At 38.5% G+C, this 19,239-nt stretch carries 16 protein-coding genes; 10 read left to right on the top strand and 6 right to left on the bottom strand.

Going from position 1 to position 19,239, the window contains the following annotated elements:
- Nucleotides 1–68 precede the first annotated feature (68 nt).
- Both mgtA and NE363_RS07605 read left to right on the top strand, forming a co-directional pair.
- Nucleotides 69–2,825, top strand: a complete 2,757-nt coding sequence (mgtA, locus tag NE363_RS07600) for a magnesium-translocating P-type ATPase (protein ID WP_134262971.1) — start codon at nucleotides 69–71, stop codon at nucleotides 2,823–2,825.
- 15 nt (nucleotides 2,826–2,840) lie between these two features.
- The gene (locus tag NE363_RS07605) at nucleotides 2,841–3,581 is read left to right on the top strand and encodes an MgtC/SapB family protein (protein ID WP_445536183.1); all 741 of its coding nucleotides are present in this window, start codon (nucleotides 2,841–2,843) and stop codon (nucleotides 3,579–3,581) included.
- A gap of 51 nt (nucleotides 3,582–3,632) precedes the next feature.
- Here NE363_RS07605 and NE363_RS07610 read toward each other — a convergent pair whose 3' ends face one another.
- Entirely contained in the window at nucleotides 3,633–4,805 is a 1,173-nt protein-coding gene (locus NE363_RS07610; protein WP_039255278.1) for a benzoate/H(+) symporter BenE family transporter, read from the bottom strand.
- Between the two features lie 187 nt (nucleotides 4,806–4,992).
- On the opposite strand from NE363_RS07610, the gene NE363_RS07615 reads away from it, so the two are divergent.
- Nucleotides 4,993–5,466 carry an Lrp/AsnC family transcriptional regulator gene (locus NE363_RS07615; protein ID WP_004701051.1) on the top strand — a complete coding sequence of 158 codons (474 nt, stop codon included), beginning with the start codon at nucleotides 4,993–4,995 and terminating at the stop codon, nucleotides 5,464–5,466.
- Nucleotides 5,467–5,501: 35 nt separating this feature from the next.
- Here the strand turns inward: NE363_RS07615 and leuE are convergent, their stop codons facing one another.
- The 3 genes from leuE to NE363_RS07630 form a co-directional block, all read right to left on the bottom strand.
- The gene (gene leuE, locus NE363_RS07620) at nucleotides 5,502–6,152 is read right to left on the bottom strand and encodes a leucine efflux protein LeuE (RefSeq protein ID WP_445536184.1); all 651 of its coding nucleotides are present in this window, start codon (nucleotides 6,150–6,152) and stop codon (nucleotides 5,502–5,504) included.
- Nucleotides 6,153–6,225: 73 nt separating this feature from the next.
- Nucleotides 6,226–7,215 (bottom strand): transaldolase, encoded by a 990-nt coding sequence (gene tal, locus NE363_RS07625; protein ID WP_445536185.1) that lies wholly within the window; start codon nucleotides 7,213–7,215, stop codon nucleotides 6,226–6,228.
- A 130-nt stretch (nucleotides 7,216–7,345) separates the two neighbouring features.
- A complete protein-coding gene (locus tag NE363_RS07630) occupies nucleotides 7,346–8,239 on the bottom strand; it encodes a LysR family transcriptional regulator (protein WP_445536186.1) in 894 nt (297 codons plus the stop codon).
- Between the two features lie 90 nt (nucleotides 8,240–8,329).
- Between NE363_RS07630 and aceI the strand changes: the two genes are divergently transcribed.
- Nucleotides 8,330–8,764 carry a chlorhexidine efflux PACE transporter AceI gene (aceI, locus tag NE363_RS07635; protein ID WP_005135057.1) on the top strand — a complete coding sequence of 145 codons (435 nt, stop codon included), beginning with the start codon at nucleotides 8,330–8,332 and terminating at the stop codon, nucleotides 8,762–8,764.
- A 61-nt stretch (nucleotides 8,765–8,825) separates the two neighbouring features.
- Here the strand turns inward: aceI and NE363_RS07640 are convergent, their stop codons facing one another.
- A complete protein-coding gene (locus NE363_RS07640; RefSeq protein ID WP_200002226.1) occupies nucleotides 8,826–10,394 on the bottom strand; it encodes an acetyl-CoA C-acetyltransferase in 1,569 nt (522 codons plus the stop codon).
- A gap of 235 nt (nucleotides 10,395–10,629) precedes the next feature.
- Here NE363_RS07640 and NE363_RS07645 point away from each other — a divergent pair, with 235 nt between their 5' ends.
- From NE363_RS07645 to NE363_RS07655, 3 genes are all read left to right on the top strand, one after another.
- Complete coding sequence (locus NE363_RS07645; RefSeq protein WP_445536187.1) at nucleotides 10,630–12,021, top strand: 3-oxoacyl-ACP reductase; 1,392 nt, start codon at nucleotides 10,630–10,632, stop codon at nucleotides 12,019–12,021.
- 74 nt (nucleotides 12,022–12,095) lie between these two features.
- Nucleotides 12,096–12,950 (top strand): MaoC family dehydratase, encoded by an 855-nt coding sequence (locus tag NE363_RS07650; RefSeq protein ID WP_396478859.1) that lies wholly within the window; start codon nucleotides 12,096–12,098, stop codon nucleotides 12,948–12,950.
- A 71-nt stretch (nucleotides 12,951–13,021) separates the two neighbouring features.
- Nucleotides 13,022–14,281: a serine hydrolase domain-containing protein gene (locus tag NE363_RS07655; RefSeq protein ID WP_445536188.1), complete on the top strand. Its 1,260-nt coding sequence runs from the start codon at nucleotides 13,022–13,024 to the stop codon at nucleotides 14,279–14,281.
- Between the two features lie 47 nt (nucleotides 14,282–14,328).
- Here NE363_RS07655 and NE363_RS07660 read toward each other — a convergent pair whose 3' ends face one another.
- Nucleotides 14,329–14,907, bottom strand: a complete 579-nt coding sequence (locus NE363_RS07660; RefSeq protein ID WP_445536189.1) for a TetR family transcriptional regulator — start codon at nucleotides 14,905–14,907, stop codon at nucleotides 14,329–14,331.
- A gap of 125 nt (nucleotides 14,908–15,032) precedes the next feature.
- On the opposite strand from NE363_RS07660, the gene amvA reads away from it, so the two are divergent.
- The 3 genes from amvA (at nucleotide 15,033) to cpaB (ending at nucleotide 19,204) form a co-directional block, all read left to right on the top strand.
- Complete coding sequence (gene amvA, locus NE363_RS07665; protein WP_445536190.1) at nucleotides 15,033–16,511, top strand: multidrug efflux MFS transporter AmvA; 1,479 nt, start codon at nucleotides 15,033–15,035, stop codon at nucleotides 16,509–16,511.
- 257 nt (nucleotides 16,512–16,768) lie between these two features.
- Complete coding sequence (gene cpaA / locus NE363_RS07670; protein ID WP_445536191.1) at nucleotides 16,769–18,550, top strand: metalloendopeptidase CpaA; 1,782 nt, start codon at nucleotides 16,769–16,771, stop codon at nucleotides 18,548–18,550.
- Between the two features lie 21 nt (nucleotides 18,551–18,571).
- Nucleotides 18,572–19,204, top strand: a complete 633-nt coding sequence (gene cpaB / locus NE363_RS07675) for a metalloprotease secretion chaperone CpaB (protein WP_445536192.1) — start codon at nucleotides 18,572–18,574, stop codon at nucleotides 19,202–19,204.
- Nucleotides 19,205–19,239 lie beyond the last annotated feature (35 nt).

A 19,239-nucleotide genomic window follows, 5' to 3' on the forward strand; every position in this document is an offset into this window, starting at 1 on the left:
ATTTTTATAGACTTTATTTCTTAATAAGGTCGAGAGCTTTGTACGCCTAAAAAATGGAGGATTTCGTGATGAAATTCTGGCAACGACTCTTCACAGCATTTTTACAAAGATTTCATTTGATGCGTTTTTTTGGTCGTAATCGATCTTTTAAAGAGCTACATCAATCAAGCTATGCTCAAGAAATTAGCAAAAATTTATCTATGCGTTTGCTCGATGCATCAAGAGCCCAAACAGGTGACTTATTAAAACAATTCGATACTCACTTCACAGGGCTTACAGAAGAGCAAGCACATACCCAGCAAATGGCAGTGGGGCTTAATGAGATTACTCATGAGAAACCATTAACTTGGTGGCAACATCTTTGGTATTGCTACCGCAATCCGTTCAATATTTTGCTTAGCCTTTTGGCATTAATTGCTTTCTTTACCGATGATTTAACTGGCTCAACCATCATTAGTGTGATGGTTATTCTCTCGACGCTACTTCGTTATTGGCAAGAAGCAAAATCAAATCAAGCTGCGGATGCTTTAAAGGCAATGGTGAGCAATACTGCTACAGTACTTCGTCATCAAGTCAGTGCAGAAGATTTAGCGCTTATGCATGAGCGCTATGGTATTGATATTAAGAATCAAACCAACCATCAATTTGAAATGCCAATTCAATATTTGGTGCCAGGTGATGTGATTTTACTATCGGCGGGAGATATGATTCCTGCTGATTGCAGAATTTTAAATGCCAAAGATTTGTTTGTTTCTCAAGCTGCAATGACTGGTGAATCGATGCCTGTCGAGAAATTTCCTTTACAGAAAAATCTCGAAGAAACGAGTGCTTTAGAGCTAGATAATATTGTATTTATGGGAACCAATATTGTTTCTGGTTCGGCTCAAGCAGTTGTTTTAAGTACGGGTATTCAAACATATTTTGGTGCACTCGCTCACCGAGTTACGGCTACTGATCGAAGCAACACAGCATTTCAAATGGGTGTCAACAAAGTCAGTTGGTTACTCATTCGCTTTATGTTGGTGATGGCACCTGTTGTACTGTTCATTAATGGCTTTACCAAAGGTGATTGGACTGAGGCATTTTTATTCGCACTATCAGTTGCTGTTGGTCTTACTCCAGAAATGCTACCGATGATTGTGACTTCAACTTTAGCCAAGGGTGCGGTTTTCTTATCTAAAAAGAAAGTGATTGTTAAACGTCTAGATGCAATCCAAAACTTTGGTGCGATGGATGTTTTATGTACCGATAAAACTGGAACGCTCACTCAAGACAAAATCTTTTTATCTCAACATATTGATGTTAATGGTGAAAAGTCAGATTTCGTACTCATGCAGGCATTTTTAAACAGTTATTATCAAACAGGTTTGAAAAACTTGCTTGACGTAGCTGTATTGGAAGCTGTTGATGATCAGATCAAAACTCAAAAGCTACGCTATAAAAAATTAGATGAAGTTCCTTTTGATTTTGATCGCCGCCGTATGTCAGTCGTGGTACAAACGCCTCAAGAAAAAGTGCGTATGATTACTAAAGGCGCAGTTGAGGAAATGTTGAAAGTTTGCCGTTATGTTGAAGTAAATGGCAAAGTAGAACCTTTAACAAAACAACGTGAAGTGGCAATTGAAGCATTAACTCAACGTTATAACCGTGATGGCTTACGTGTTGTTGCTGTAGCGTATCGTGAGTTTGATAATAATCAGGAAAATTATTCGGTTGTTGATGAAAGTGATCTCATTTTAATTGGTTATGTCGCATTCCTTGATCCACCTAAAGAGTCTGCTCGAGAAGCAGTACAAAGTTTGCATGCTCATGGCGTAACAGTAAAAGTACTTACTGGTGATAATGAGTTTGTCACTCAAAAAGTATGTCGTGAAATTGGTTTGAACTATGATCAAGTTCTGTTAGGTGGTGTAGTTGAAACCTTAACTGATGAGCAGCTCAAAAGAGCAGTGGAACAATACCATATTTTTGCGAAGCTTAGCCCAGTACATAAAGAGCGTATTGTTGATCAGTTAAAAGCAAATGGTCATGTGGTTGGCTTCTTGGGAGACGGTATTAATGATGCTGCTGCAATACGTGCTGCCGATATTGGTATTTCTGTAGATACTGCTGTAGACATTGCTAAAGAATCAGCAGATTTAATTTTGCTCGAAAAAAGCTTAATGGTACTTGAAAAGGGTGTAATTGAGGGTCGTCGAACTTTTGCCAATATGTTGAAATACATCAAAATGACGGCGAGTTCAAATTTTGGTAATGTTTTTTCGGTATTAATTGCGAGTGCTTTTATTCCATTTTTACCAATGCTGCCTATTCATTTACTCATCCAAAACTTACTTTATGATGTATCACAAATCGTGATTCCTTTTGATAATGTTGATGAAGAATTAATAGCAAAACCACAGCGTTGGCAGCCTGAAGAAGTTGGTCGTTTTATGGTGGTATTTGGACCAATTAGCTCAATCTTTGACATTATCACTTTTTGTTTGATGTGGTTTGTGTTTTCCGCAAATACGCCCGAACATCAGACTTTATTCCAGTCTGGTTGGTTCGTTGTAGGTTTACTCACCCAAACATTGATTGTTCATATGATTCGTACGGCTAAGATTCCATTTATTCAGAGTCGTGCTGCAACCCCATTGTTAGTCATGACAGTGGTGATTATGTGTATTGGTATTTTCTTACCAATGGGGCCTTTAGCAAGTTATTTAAAACTACAAGCTCTACCATTAAGTTATTTCTTATATTTGCCATTCATTTTGATTGCTTATATGTGTATTACTCAATGGGTAAAAAAAATCTACATCCGCCGTTACGGCTGGCAATAAAACTATAGGTGCAAGATGAAGTTGCAATTTCTACAACATGCAGATTTATCCAATATTGTTGATACTTTAATTAGTCTCTCAGTTGCTTTTGTTTTAGGAGCATTAATTGGATTTGAACGTCAATATAGGCAACGGACTGCTGGTCTTCGAACCAATGTACTCGTCGCTGTAGGCGCTGCAATTTTTGTGGATGTTGCAACAAATCTTACTGGAGCAGATGGCGCTGTTCGGGTCATTGCTTATGTGGTTTCGGGTATTGGTTTCTTGGGCGCAGGTGTGATTATGCGTCAAGAAGGTAATATCCATGGCTTAAATACCGCAGCGACTTTGTGGTGTTCTGCTGCGGTTGGAGCTGCAGCAGGTTCCGATTTAATTATTGAAGCTATACTGGCAACAGCTTTTATTTTATCTGCCAATACGCTATTGAGACCGATTGTTCATATCATTGACCGCCGTCCATTAGACGATGATACAGAGGTCTTGCATGTCATTTACATCATATGTGACCGCAGTCAGAGTAAAGTGGTTATGGATGAGTTAAACCTAACGTTGAAGCATCACAATTATCCTGCTAAAGACATTGATGTGACACCTTTTGGAGAAAAAGAAGTTGAGATAGAAGTGACGCTTATTGCGACTTCAATTGAGACAGAAGAAGCACAGCATATTATTAACCACTTAAATGCAATGCCACAAATACGCCAAGCTTTTTGGGATAAAACGCAATTAATTAATTTAATAAGACTTTGCACTTAACTGTTCATGAAATGTTCTAAACGGTTAAGCGCAAAGTTTTTATTTTAGGCCTTATTTTCTAGCCTTAAACTTAAGAACTACAAATACAATAATACCGACAATCAGACCCCAAAATGCCGAACCTATACCGAAAAATTGGATACCCGAAGCACTACATAAAAAGGTAAATAATGCGGCCTCACGGTCTTCAACAGGGCCAAATGCAAGTGCAATGTTATGGCTAATGGTACCAAGTAATGCAATACCTGCTAAAGCTACAATAAAAATATGAGGAAAAGACATGAGCAAGCTTGTCAGTGTTGCTGCAAATAGTCCCATCAATGCATAGAAAAAACCAGAGCTTATGCCAGCAATATAGCGTTTGCTTGGGTCAGGATGAACCTGATCGTCAAGGCATACAGCCGCACTAATCGCGGCAATATTGACGCTATAACAACCAAAAGGTGCAAGCAAAACTTGGGTTAAACCGGTCCAGCCAATGAGTTGATTCACATGTGGTTTATAGCCATAACTCTTAATCATGGCAATACCGGGTAAATACTGCGAAGCCATACTAATCACAAAAAGAGGTAACGCTAAGCCCAAAAGAGCCGACCAGCTAAAGACAGGACTAATCCAAACAGGTCTAGCCAAAGACCAGTGAAGCGTAGGCATATGAAAGTCTAAAAACACAGGGCAGAGCACGACACCAGCAAGTGCTGTGAACACGATGCTATAACGCGGCCATAATCTTTTTGTAATGATATAAATGACGAGCAAAGATAAAACGAATGCCCAATCATTTTGTAAACTTGCGAAAAGTGAAATACCAAATTTGAGTAAAACGCCTGCAAGCATGGCACTGGTCAAGCTTTGAGGAATATATGAAAGTGCTTTTTGAAAAATTCCTGAAAAACCTAAAATTGCAGTCAGTACACCAACAACTAAAAAAGCACCAATTGCTTCATTTATGCTATATCCACCGCCAGTTGCAATAATTAAAGCGAGACCAGCAGTAGACCAAGCTGTTGCTACAGGGTATTTAAATTTCCATGAAAGAATAAGTCCTGATAAACCAAGACCCAAACCTAAAGCCCAAAACCATGAGGTAATTTGTTCAGGTGAAGCACCTAAAGCTTGGGCGGCCTGAATCACTAAAATAGCCGAAACACTAATACCAATAAGAAAGGTAATGAAACCCGCGAATACAGCTGGAATAGAAAAATCTTGAAGAATCTTTTGCATGGCTAAATGTTCTAAATCCCTGAAAAATTAATATGTTTCTGCCTACATTTTCAGCTAGGTAAATCTAACAATTTTTTTTAAGAAGGTGCTTTCTATTTTTATCTTAAAAATGAAATAATATTTTTTAAATAGCTATAAATGCTATTATTCATTTCATAAAAATTAATGAATACTGGATATTGTTCTTATGGATGAACAAGCTGAAAATTTAACACCGCTTGATCTGAAAATTATGCGTTGTTTACAAGAAAATGGACGCTTAAGTAACGCTGAACTGGCAAAACTTGTAGGTATAAGCACCTCATCTTGTTGGAATCATACCCAGCGTCTTTTTAAAATAGGAGCCATCTTGGATGTTCGTGCGCGAATTAATCCAGCTACAGTACAGCGTGAAACAATTGTATTAGTGGGCGTAGTACTAGACCGTTCAACACCCGATAGCTTTCAAGCGTTTGAACAGGCATCGGGTGGTTTGGAGAATGTTTTAGAATGTTATCTAGTTGCTGGAGAAGTCGATTATTTTCTAAAAATTCGTGTTAAAGATTTGGCTGCTTTTAACCGATTTCATAGTGAGAAAATTATTGCCTTGCCAGGAGTAAGACAGGTTAGGACATTCTTTGTACTCAATGAAGTCAAAACAGATGGCATGCTGGCATTTTAAAAGTTCAGTATGTTCATCTTTATAGGCTAGGTAGCTTACATCGTTGAAGTTGCCAACTTTAACCCAAATCCAAAAAATAAAATGCCAACCAAGAAAATACTACTTGCTGCAGTTTTATGATTTTGTTTAAAAAATGCCGAGAGCTTAATTCCAGAGAAAATAAGCGCTGTTAAATAGCTAAAGCTAATAATCTGTAAAATAACCGCTAAAATTAAAAAACTTAAATCTGGATAAGCGTAATCTGGATTAATAAACTGAACAAAGAAAGATAAGAAAAATAAAATCGCTTTCGGGTTAAGTAAACTAATACTTAAGGCGGTTTTATAAGGGTGAATTTTATCTAAAGTAGGTAAATCAGCCATTTCTGGTTGTGGTTGATTACGTAGTTTCCAGCGTTGAATACTGCCTTGTAAAAGCTTAAACCCTAAATAGGACAGATAAAGTGCACCGACGAGCTTAAGAATAATAAAAACCCAAGGAAATGCTTTTAATAAAGAAGCAGCACCCAGTACGGTACAGAGCATTAAAATAAGATCACCAGTAAAAATACCAAGTGCACCCATATATCCGGTTTTAATCCCGTAGCGTGAAGCAATTGACATTACATAAAGAGAATTGGGTCCGGGTAATAACACAATTAGGAATGTACCAATAATATATGTTGTTATATCTGTTATGCCGAACACAAGAAACCCAATAAAAAACCGATTTTTGTCATGATAACAAAAATCGGCAATTTTGTATGAAAAGTGCAGTTTTTTAAGGTTTAATTTCCGCATCAATTCCAAAAGATTGACGTAATAAAAAACTTAATTGGTCACGAGCTTTAATAAATCCATCAACACCACCTTGTAAAAGTTGGAATGCCATTAAGTCATGATTAAGTTCGTCTTTAAAGCTTTGTTCATTCTGAGCAGGTCTAACAATAGCCTCTGCTTGTTTTGATTTAGTCGCATCAAGAGCAGCTTTAACGGTACGTGTATCTTGCTCAAGCTGGGTAAGTAGACCAGGAGAGATCGTTAGCAAATCACATCCTGCAAGTCCAAGCACTTGATCAATGCTACGGAAACTCGCACCCATCACTTGAGTTGGGATATTTTGCTGCTTGTAGTAAGTGTAGATTTTCTTAACTGAAACTACGCCTGGGTCTTTTTCGATTGGGTAGGCATCTACACCTTCAGCCTTTTTGTACCAGTCTAAGATACGGCCGACAAATGGTGAGATTAAAGTCACTTTTGCATCTGCGCATGCTTGCGCTTGGTGTAAACCGAAAAGCAGAGTCAGGTTACAGGCAATACCTTCAGCTTCAAGTACCTTAGCAGCTTGAATGCCTTCCCAAGTCGACGCGATTTTAATCAAAATACGTGACTGATCAATACCATAACCTTTGTAAAGTTCACATAATTCATGCGCTTTTTTAATGGTTGCTTCAGTGTCATATGAAAGGGCAGCGTCAACTTCGGTTGAAACTCGGCCTTCAATGAGTTTTAAAATTTCTACGCCAAATTTTACGGTTAAAATATCAATTGTTCTTTCGATTAACTCATCGTTACTATAGCCTTCTTCTTTGGCTTGATAATAAGCATCTTCAATCAGCTCTTTACTTTCTGGTTGTTCCGCCGCTGCCGTAATTAATGAAGGATTCGTTGTAGCATCTAAGGGACGAAATTTACGAATTGCATCAAGGTCGCTACTGTCAGCAACAACGGTCGTTAATGTTTTTAATTGGTCAAGTGCTGTATGAGTCATTGATATTCAACATCTTCAGTAATAAATCTTATGTTTTCTTTATAGCACAAACTCTATCCATACTGTCGATATATCAATTGTTATGTTTCAAAGAAAAACGTTTATGTTGTGCATCTAAATTGAAATTATTTTAAGGGACCTGCTGTATGCGCTTATTGCGAATATAGTCAATCAAAAACCTTGCAGCAGCACCAAGTTCATTTTCACGACTCCAAACTAAGTCGACGTAATATTCAAAACGCGGTGTAAAATCAAATACATCTAATGCTTTTAGCTTGTTGTTTAATTCAGGGTTTTCTTTAAACATCTCTTGTGGCAGTACCCCCCAACCCAAATTACGCAAAATCATTAGGCATGCAGAGTGGTGGTTGTCTGTACGCCAGTAGTGTTTTGAAAATAATAATTCGGGTTTTAACGTCTCATCTCGACTTGCCACCACAATTTGTCTTGTGCCCAAAATCTGCTCATAAGAAACATGCTCTTGGCTTGCGAGCGGATGGGTTTTTGAAATAACAGGAATTAAAGCTTCACGTTTGAGTTCTACAAACTGCTCTCTATTGTCTAAATGCTCACGTTCAAACATAAGGGCCAATTGGGCAGAGCCATCAAGTAACATGTGAAGAGCATCCTCTTGAGGGGCAGACACAATATTAATTTGTAGGTCAGGGAAGCGGCTTTCTAATAGACAAACATAGTCGGTCCAATTGGTATGTAGCAGCTCAGACACCACAACAATAGTGAGGTTTGGTTCTAGACCAGTACTTAATGCATGGGCGTGTTGTTTCCATTGATTCATTTCAATTAATAGTTGCGCCGTTTTTTCATATAGCACTCGTGCTTCAGCTGTTGGGGTAGGTTCACGGCCTTTACGTTCAAATAATGTCAGGTTCAAATCGATTTCTAAATTGGCAATAGACATGCTTATAGCAGAGGGAACTTTACCGAGTTTCCGTGCTGCTGCTGAAAAGGAGCCAGTTTCAATCACGGCCTGAAACATGAGCAATTGTTCTTGATTAATATTCATCTGTCAAAAAAACTGAAAGAACCTAATTGGATTAATCAAAATTATAAAAATAAAATGCACATTATCCAAGTAATTATTGAGTATTTAAAAATGTTGATTTCCAAGAGAAGACTCATTCATGCAATCAGTTATGAAGGAATTTTATTGGTCATCATTGCGATTGCATTAAGTTTTATTTTTAACATGCCGATGGAAGTGACTGGAACACTCGGTGTGTTTATGGCAGTGGTTTCAGTTTTCTGGAATATGATTTTTAACCACTATTTCGAAAAAGTAGAGCATAAATATAATTGGGAAAGAACGATCCCTGTGCGGATTTTACATGCGATTGGTTTTGAGGGTGGTTTGCTGATTGCGACTGTACCGATGATTGCATATATGATGCAGATGACAGTGATTGATGCATTTATTTTAGATATTGGCTTAACCTTATGTATTTTGGTTTATACCTTTATTTTCCAGTGGTGCTATGACCATATTGAAGATAAGTTTTTCCCAAATGCTAAAGCTGCATCACTTCATTAAAATTAACTAGTTAAAGTAAAAAAGCACCCATCAGGGTGCTTTTTTTAGGTGAATCGTAAAATTATTTCTCTACGATTGCTACAACGCCTTCACCACCTGCTGTACAGATCGAGATTAATGCGCGGCCTGAACCTTTTTCATTAATTAATTTCGCAGCAGTAGCCAAGATACGACCACCAGTTGCAGCAAATGGGTGACCTGCACCTAAAGATGAACCATTTACGTTAAGTTTAGAGCGGTCAATTGAACCTAAAGGTGCATCTAAGCCAAGACGTTCTTTACAGAATTTTTCGTCTTCCCAAGCTTTCAATGTAGATAACACTTGTGATGCAAATGCTTCATGAATTTCGTAGAAATCAAAATCTTGAAGTTTAAGGTTAGCGCGCTTAAGCATACGAGGTACTGCATAAGCAGGAGCCATTAACAAACCTTCTTTAGGACCGTTCTTACCAATGAAGTCAACAGCTGCTGTTTCTGAGAAAGAAAGATAAGCTAAAACTTCATGACCGTTTTCTTTTGCCCATTCTTCAGATGCAAGCAATACAACAGAAGCACCGTCAGTTAACGGAGTTGAGTTACCTGCAGTCATTGTTGCAGTTTCGCCTTTACCGAAAACTGGTTTTAACTTAGCAAGTTTTTCAACTGTACTGTCTGCACGTAAGTTGTTGTCACGGTTAAGACCTAAGAAAGGAGTCATTAAGTCATCAAAGAAACCACGCTCATAAGCAGCAGCAAGCTTTTGATGGCTGCTTGCAGCTAGCTCGTCTTGTGCTTCACGAGTGATACCCCATTCTAATGCAGTAATTGCTTGGTGCTCACCCATTGAAAGACCAGTACGTGGTTCACCGTTGCTTGGTGCATCAAGAAGCTTTTTAAAATCAATTTTTGTTAAAGCTTTAAGGCGGTCTTTACCCGTTTTAGCAACATTGAGCTCAAGTAAAACTTTACGTAAGCCATCACCTACAGCAATCGGCGCGTCAGAAGTTGTATCTACACCACCTGCAATACCTACATCGATTTGACCAAGTGCAATTTTGTTGGCAACGACAAATGCTGCTTGTAAACCTGTACCACATGCAATTTGAATGTCATAAGCAGGAGTTTCAGGAGCAAGATCTGTGCTCAGTACAACTTCACGAGTCATGTTGAAATCACGGCTGTGTTTTAAAACAGCGCCCGCAACAACTTCACCAATACGCTTACCTTGTAAATTAAAGCGTTCAACCAAACCATTCAATGCTGCTGTCAGCATGTCAGAATTAGACGCTTTGAAATAAGCAGTATTTGAACGTGCAAATGGAATACGGTTGCCACCAATAATTGCAACGCGGCGAACAGTGTTTTGACTCATGGTTTTATCCTGTTGAACAGAAGGTTTGGTTTTTGTTGCTTTTGGTGCTGCAGCTACATTTGAAGATGTAGACGAGGTTGCTGAAGCAGCGCTCTTACTACGAGGGCTACGTGCAGGTGCAGTCGTTGAACGAGTACGTGTCGTTTTTTGTGTATTAGTTGCTGCTTTAGGAGTAGTGCTGTTACGCTTAGCCGTGTTAGAAGCCGACTTTGATGTATTTGACACTTTTTCCTGAGCAGAATTCTCGACTGCTGGATTTTCTTGAGTTGTTTTGCTCATAAGGCTTTTCCAAGCATAATAACGATATTCTTGTAAGCTACCTTAACACAATTCAAATAGACCTGTATTGACTAGAATGACATTGTAGATAGCATTCAGGTCAAGACATCCAAAGATGAACTCAAGTATGATTTGGAGTAACTCTAATGAACGACTGATTTCATATTGTTTCTGTCCATCTCATAACATAATGAAGCCTGTCGTAGAAAATTCATTTCTTTGAGAGATAATAATCATGACTGATCAATACCAAGCATTTACACAATCTCCTATTGGTAAATTCGTTGTTAAAAATTTGGGTTTACCATCGCCAGTTGCATTAGAGCGTTTTGAAAGTGCTCAGCCAGTAGTGAATGGTGCAGTATTGGTTGGCGCAGCGCCATCAAGTGTATTGTCTGGTGCGATTGCACAAGTACTTAGCAATATTCATGCTGACAGTTATGTAGGCAACAATGTTGCATTACAGCAAGAAGCTGCAAAAGTTGGTTTAAATTTACGCCCATTCAATGCAGGCGACAAAGAATCAAAATTCAAAGCAGTAGTATTTGATGCTTCTGGTATTCAAAACTCAGAACAGTTAAACGAACTTTATAAATTCTTTAATCCGATTGCACGTCAAGTTGCAACCTCTGGTCGTGTAATTGTGATTGGTACAACGCCTGAAACTGCAAAAACTGTAAAACAGGCGATTGCTCAGCGTGCACTTGAAGGTTTTATCAAATCTGTAGGTAAAGAGTTTAAAAAGGGTATTACTGCACAAGTTGTTTATGTAGACGAAGGTGCTGCTGCAAACCTTGAATCAACTTTACGTTTCTTGCTTTCTCCACGTTCAGCTTATGTGTCTGGTCAAGTAATTCGTGTATCTAAAGCAGATATAGTTGATGTTGATTGGGCAAAACCACTTGCTGGTAAAACTGCATTGGTAACTGGTGCGAGCCGTGGTATTGGTGAAGCAATTGCACATGTGTTGGCGCGTGATGGCGCTCATGTTATTTGTTTAGATGTACCACAACAACAAGCTGACCTTGACCGTGTAGCTGCTGACATTGGTGGTTCTACATTGGCAATTGACATTACTGCTGCCGATGCAGGCGAAAAAATTAAAACTGCTGCGGCAAAACAAGGCGGTTTAGATATTATCGTTCATAATGCAGGTATTACTCGTGACAAAACTTTGGCAAACATGAAGCCAGAGCTTTGGGACTTGGTAATTAACATTAACTTGTCTGCTGCTGAACGTGTAAATGACTACTTGTTAGAAAACGATGGTCTAAATGCAAATGGCCGCATTGTTTGTGTATCATCAATTAGTGGTATTGCTGGTAACCTTGGTCAAACCAACTATGCTGCGTCAAAAGCTGGTGTGATTGGTCTAGTGAAATTTACTGCGCCTATCTTAAAAAATGGTATTACCATTAACGCAGTAGCACCTGGCTTTATCGAGACTCAAATGACTGCGGCAATTCCATTTGCAATTCGTGAAGCTGGTCGCCGTATGAATTCAATGCAACAAGGTGGTTTACCTGTTGATGTAGCAGAAACAATTGCATGGTTTGCATCAACTGCGTCTACTGGTGTAAACGGTAACGTTGTACGTGTGTGTGGTCAAAGCTTGTTGGGCGCTTAAGCACTTTTAGCTAAAAAGGGGTGCTTGTGCATCCCTTTTTTATTCAATAATCTATAAATTATAAAAGGTTAGGTATGAATACTCGTCATTTTAGCCAACTACCAAAAGCGGCATTGGCTTATCCAAAAGTAGTACAAGGCTTAATTTTTAAAAAGCCTCAGGGGCCAAAAATCTTGCCACAAGTTGAATATGTGGTAGACCGTCTTGAAATTGATCAGAGCCATCTCAAAGCTTATAACGAAGTATGTGGCTTCCAAAATAATGGTTTTGTACCGGCAATTTATCTGGCTGTGCTTTCTCAAAGCTTGCAAATGCACATGATGACAGCAGAAGCCTTTCCATTTCCAATTTTAGGTTTAGTGCATATCCGTAACCAGATTAAACAGACTAGACCTATTGGTGTAACTGAAAAACTAACTTTGTCATGCAAATTTGGGGAATTAAAACCGCATGATAAAGGCGTTCAGTTTGACTTTATTACCACGGCAAAAGTTGGCAATGAAGTAGTGATGGAAGGCTTAACGACTTATTTATCTCGCCAAAAAGTCGAGAAAAGAGTGGGTGAGAAAGCCAAAGAAGAACAAGCACCAGTTTATGTTCCAAAGGCCCAGTGGGATATTTTAGAAAACACAGGCCGCCGTTACGCGAAAGTGTCTGGTGATTTTAACTTAATTCATATTCATGCCATTACTGCAAAAGCATTTGGCTTTAAACAAGCAATTGCACATGGTATGTGGAGCAAAGCTAAAGCACTAGCGAATCTTGAATTACCAAATGCTTATGAAGCAGATGTGTGGTTTAAGCTACCAATGTTCTTACCGTCAAAAGTTGAGTTTTTAACTGCCAATGCAGATAAAAAGACTGATTTCTTGATTCGTAATGCGAAATCACAAAAACCGCACGTTGCAGGAACAGTAAAAGCATTATAAAAATATCAGCAGCCTGAACAGAGGTTTGGGCTGCTTTTGAGCAAAATAACAAAAAATGCAAGGAACTTCATGTGATTAAAGAGATTTTACTGGCCGATACCCATAACTATCACGGTATTTTAGATGAACGTTTTATTGATTTAGCCCACCAGTTTAGCCGTCTTCAAGATGCTAGAACTGGACAAGGTGGAGCTGCATTAGCGATTTATTTTAGAGGCCAGAAAGTTGTAGATATTTATACAGGTCTCAAATCACAAACTGAAGCTTGGCAACCCGATACTTTGGCAGTTTGCTACTCTACAGGTAAAGGCATACTTGCAACCTTAGCGCATATTTTAGTCAGTGAAGATTTTTTAGAATACGATAAACCGATTGCGACTTATTGGCCTGAGTTTGCTCAAAATGGTAAAGAGCAAATGACTTTACGCCATGTGCTGAGCCATCAAAGTGGTATGTTTGATATTCGAAATGTCATCGAAAGTGCAAGGGAAATGCTCGACTGGTCACATATGTTAGATGTGATGGCAGCCACCAAGCCAAGATTCCTTGCAGGACAGGGCAATGCTTATCAAGCCTTAACATTTGGTTGGCTTGTCGGTGGCGTGCTTGAAAAAGCAACTGGTCAATCTTTAGATCAACTCATGCAAAAATATCTTGTTGAACCTTTGCAGTTAGACGGTGCTTATTTTGGTACGCCTGCAAGTGAGCTGGATCGAGTAGCACGATTAATTATTCAACCAAAATCAGAAAAACCAGCACCTACTCAAGCTGAAAAACCTAACAAACCTCAGCCGCGCAAAAGTTCACTTTCTGAAAAAATGATTACTTGGACTGGACAAGACCCGCAAGATTTTCAGGATGCCATGATTCCAAAAGGAATGAAGAATTTTAGTTTCTTTAGTGATGAGGGATTACAAGCAGTTATTCCGGCAGCAAACGGTACATTTACTACAAATAGTCTTGCTAAAATTTATGCGATGCTAGCAAATCAAGGCGAATGGAATGGACAACAACTCATTCGCCCAGAAGTATTTAAAGAACTCAGTACCATTCAAAGTTATGCACGTGATCGTGTCATGCCAATTCCGATGAATTGGCGCTTAGGATATCACCGCATTATTACGATGGGTAAACGCGCTAAAAATGGCTTTGGACATATTGGTTACAATGGTTCAGGCGCATGGTGCGATCCTGAGCGTGACCTGAGTTTTGCCTATACTCATAACTTCCAGATTGGTTCAATCACGGGTGATTACCGTTTGTGGGGGCTGACTCAAGAAGCATTACGTTGCACTGACCAAATTTTAAAAGGCCGTAAAGGCTGGTTCTAATTTTAGTGTTTTAAAGCTGGCATCCTAATGAATGCCAGCTTCTATATTTATAATAATTCTAGGCGAATAATTGCTTCGGTATGACGCTTGAAGTCTTCTTCAGCTAAACCTTGTAAACCAAGTTGATAAATACCTTCTAATCCACATACAAAGGCAATGAGCCGCCAAGCTATGTCTGTTGAATTAGATGTATTTTTAAATTCACCTTCTTTCTTCCCACATTCAATCGCTTGCACAATAGATTCATGCCAACTTTGCATGGCAAGGTTATACGCCTTTCGTATTTCAACATCTTGTTCAATCAAAAGTTCAGCTTCATTCCATAAGCGTAAATAGGGCTGAAGTCTATCTATATTTTCTGCGCCTAATAAGATGAATAGCCTTTGGAATTGGCTAGTCGTTTTTAGGGTTTGTTCAATTTCATCAAGCTGTTCCATGAGCTTTAAAAAAGCTTCAGCTTTTAAATGAGATGCCGAAGAAAAATGATGGTGAACTTGTCCGGTAGAGGTTTGTGCTTCTGTTGCGATTCGGCGTACCGTCATGGCTGTAAAACCTTCAGCCAAAGCAACTTGCATGGCAGCTTGCAGAATCATTTCTCTGCGTTGATCGCGATTAAGATAGGCCATGTTTCTTTCACCTGACTGAATTCGACACAAATTACATTAAAACTAAAAGTTGGACAAGTGTCCAGTTGTGTATATAATAACCATGATTTGAACACATGTCCAAGTTTTGGATATTGAAGAGCGTTATGCAAAAAAAATGGTTAATCCTGACAATTATCGTCCTTATTTATTTACCGGTTACGATTGATGCAACGGTGATGCATGTTGCAACACCATCTTTAAGTGCAGCATTGAATTTAACTGCCAATCAGCTTTTATGGGTTATTGATATCTATTCACTGATTATGGCGGGTTTGATTTTGCCGATGGGTGCACTGGGTGATCGTATTGGCTTTAAAAAATTATTATTTATTGGAACCGCAGTTTTTGGAGTTGGTTCGTTAGTTGCGGCTTTTTCTCCAACAGCCTACGCTTTAATTGCTTCCCGTGCTGTTTTAGGTCTAGGGGCAGCAATGCTTATTCCTGCCACTTTATCAGGCATTCGTAATGCTTTTACCGAAGAAAAGCAGAGAAATTTTGCACTTGGTCTTTGGTCTACAGTGGGTGGTGGCGGAGCAGCTTTTGGTCCATTAGTTGGTGGATTTGTATTAGAACATTTCCATTGGGGAGCTGTATTTCTTATCAATATCCCGATTATTTTAGTCGTTCTGGTCATGATTGCGATGATCATTCCTAAACAACAAGAAAAAACTGATCAGCCAATTAACTTAGGGCAAGCTTTAATTTTGGTTGTAGCCATTTTAAGCCTCATCTATTCAATCAAATCGGCAATGTACAACTTCTCGGTACTTACAGTTGTGATGTTTGTGGTTGGAATAAGTACTTTAATCCACTTCATTCGAAGTCAAAGAAGAACGACCACGCCAATGATTGATTTGGAGTTATTTAAACATCCAGTCATTTCTACCAGCATTGTTATGGCGGTGGTTTCCATGATTGCTTTGGTTGGCTTTGAATTACTCTTGTCTCAAGAATTGCAGTTTGTACATGGATTTTCTCCCTTACAGGCAGCCATGTTTATTATTCCATTCATGATCGCAATTAGTTTAGGTGGTCCATTAGCCGGAATTTGTTTAAATAAATGGGGGCTTAGACTTGTATCTACTGTTGGTATTTTAATAAGTGGATTTAGTCTATGGGGGCTTGCCCAGCTTAACTTTTCGACTGATCACTTCTTAGCGTGGACGTGTATGGTCTTTTTAGGCTTTAGTATTGAGATTGCTTTACTGGCTTCAACTGCTGCGATTATGTCATCCGTTCCACCACAAAAAGCAAGTGCAGCAGGTGCGATTGAAGGTATGGCTTATGAGCTTGGTGCTGGTTTAGGTGTCGCTATTTTCGGGTTAATGTTGTCTTGGTTTTATAGCCGCTCAATTATTTTGCCAGCAGAGCTTCCATCGAACTTAATTGAAAAAGCGAGTATCTCGATTGGTGAAACCATGCACTTAGCTTCTAACCTTGAAAGCCCTTTGGGAGGGCAATTAATTGCAGTTGCTCAGCAAGCTTTTAGCTATGCGCATAGTTGGGTGCTTACAATCTCCGCCATTTGTTTCTTCCTTTTAACTGTATTTGTCTGGTTGAGTTTTCCTAAGAAAGTAAACTAAAATAAAGGGTAAAAAGAGAGATTTATCTTTCTTTTTACCCTCAAATGTCTTTTTTAATATTTTCTTTATAATAAATTTAGTTATTTAATTCTCATAAACAAACTATTCTTTAATAGGTTTCATGTTTTTATTTCAAAATGATTCAATATTCATGTAATTGAAATTTAATGAAAAATGAGTTGATTGAAAATTGACTCTAAAAAAATGGTTTGTTAACCTGCTATTCGAAAATCTAAAAACAAATAAAAGAGGCTGCTGTGAATTTTAAATTAAAAACATCACTCATTATTGGAGCAATTGTTGCGTCTTCACTTGTATATGCCGCAACTGTACTTTCACCAAATCAGAATAATAATAGTGGATCAATTCCATCTGGTTATTCAGATTTAGAATTTTCTTTAGCAAATGGGAATTGGGTCAAAAATCTCTCTTTACCGGCAAGTGCTAATAATTCGGACAAGATTACAGTTCGTTCTAGTGCCGCCTATAGTAGTTATTTAGATACTTCTAATACCAATATTCCGTTAGAAGTATTGAAGATAAATAATGGAGATGTTTATCAATTTATCTTCAATAGCAGTCAAAATAAATGGATCGCTCAGTTAGCAACAGTGAGTCCTACCAATGGTGCGACTTATGAAGTCGTTCCATTAACCACTGCATCCATGCAAAAAGTACTTATTCAAAATGACAAATGGGCACAAACCATTGCATTACCGAGTGATGTACGTGATGGAACAACCGTACAAATTGTTTCAACAGCAAGTACAAATTCGGATATTGATAAAACCAACTTACTTTTCCCGAGCAGTTTTTCATTAAAAAATGGCTCTGAATATTGGTTTAAATATTATTCTGCTTTAGGAAAATGGGTTCCAGAATATATAAAACCTCAGAAGCTAAATGTTCAGCAAATCGGAACATCTATAGCCGCGGTAAGTAGCCCGCTAACGGAAGTTTCATTTGGAGATGGAAATTGGGTTTCCAATTTCACTTTGCCTACCACTGCAAGTGATCGAGATAGAATTATTATCAAGTCTACAGCGACTTGGTCTGCAAAAATTAATAATACCAATGTTAATAGCCAAGCGACTTTAACGCTTAAAACAGGCGATCAATATGAGTTTATGTATGTAAGTGACAAAGGATATTGGCAGCTGATCTCTTCACCTACAAAGGTGATTGATTCATCGGCAACAATCCCAGCAACTTTACCGAATATGACTCAGCCCACTTTAAAGGTAAAATTGTCTACATCAAATTGGCAGCCCGCCTTGCAACTACCCGCTCAAGCTCAAGTCGGGGATAAGGTAGTTATTGTGTCGAATGCATCGGCAGATACTTTGATTAATGCGGCTAATGGTTTGTCTACTGCAATTAAAAATGGTGAAAATCGCCGTTTTATTTACACCGCTCAAGGCTGGACAGTAGATAGTTATACAATTGATATGTTGTTAGTTTCTAGTCCAGAAGTAAATGCAATTTTAGGAGAGAGCGCTGCAAAACTTAGAATGATTGAAGGCGTAAATCTAACAAACTTAACCGCTGAAAATTCAAATGCGCGTTTTTACTTAAGAGATGTGGGCTATTTAACTTATAAAATCCCTGCTACCACTTTAAAAGAAGCAATCTCGACTGGACGAGATGACACGACGGTACAAAATGAGCGTAAACGTGTATTGGCAGACGGTGTTTATTATCAAGGTAATGAGCCGGGCGATGGTGGCTGTGGTTGGGCTTGGATCAATGCTTCTGCATATAACATGATTGGCGCAAATGATATTGCAGGTTGTTCTTTTGCCGCCATGCGTCATGAAGTTGGGCACAATCTTGGCCTGTACCATAATGGTTCAACCAATATTGGCTCAGGCTTTGCCCATCCGTTAGGAAGTACAGCAATGGGAGGTAATAATATTAATTTTTACTCTAGCCCGTATCTGTATAACCCTAAATATGGTGTACGTTTAGGTGTAGAAGGAAAAATTGATGCTGTCAGTGTCATTAACCTGAATGCGCAGAAAATTTCTCTATATAACTAATCTCTATTTTAGCTGTAAATAATGAAGAAAAATAAATTGTTAATAGGAACTGCTATCGCTTGTGTGGCGTTAGCAGTTTTAATCTGGTTTGCTTTTTCACAGCAAAGCTCTTCTGCTTTAACATCGTCTTTAGAAAGTCGGCAAGAGTCTGGGACAAAAGTCGCAGATCGTCAGAATGAATTTGCTCGACAAAATATGCTGAATTTGAGCGCCTCAGAAAAGGAAAAATTGTCTAGGCAACAGATTTTTTTTAATGAAATAGAAAAAGATCAGCTTCCTTCTAATGTTAATTTTCCGTTACTTAAAAATGCGAAAGGTATGGTGATTAAATATGATCCAAATGTGATTGAACTTAAAAAAGTGGGTGACACTGTTAAGTTTCAAATGTTGGAATATGGCATTAATCGCACAGGAGAAATTGTAGAGATCGAACCTGTTGATCAAGATATTGTTCGATGGACTGGAAAATTTGACCAAGGCGATCCAAATCAGGATTTCTTTACTATTACTCAAAGTCAAAAAGACCATTATACGATCATGCAGATTTTTACCGAGAAAGGAAATTATTCGGCTGAAATTAAGGATGGTGTCGGGCTGGTTCAAACCATGGATGAAGGCGTAACTGATCAACAGCTTCATCATGATCATCCGTAGACAGATAAACGCTTCTGGCTTTGAAAAAGAGTGTG

It is taken from the genome of Acinetobacter sp. G18 (assembly GCF_052660225.1).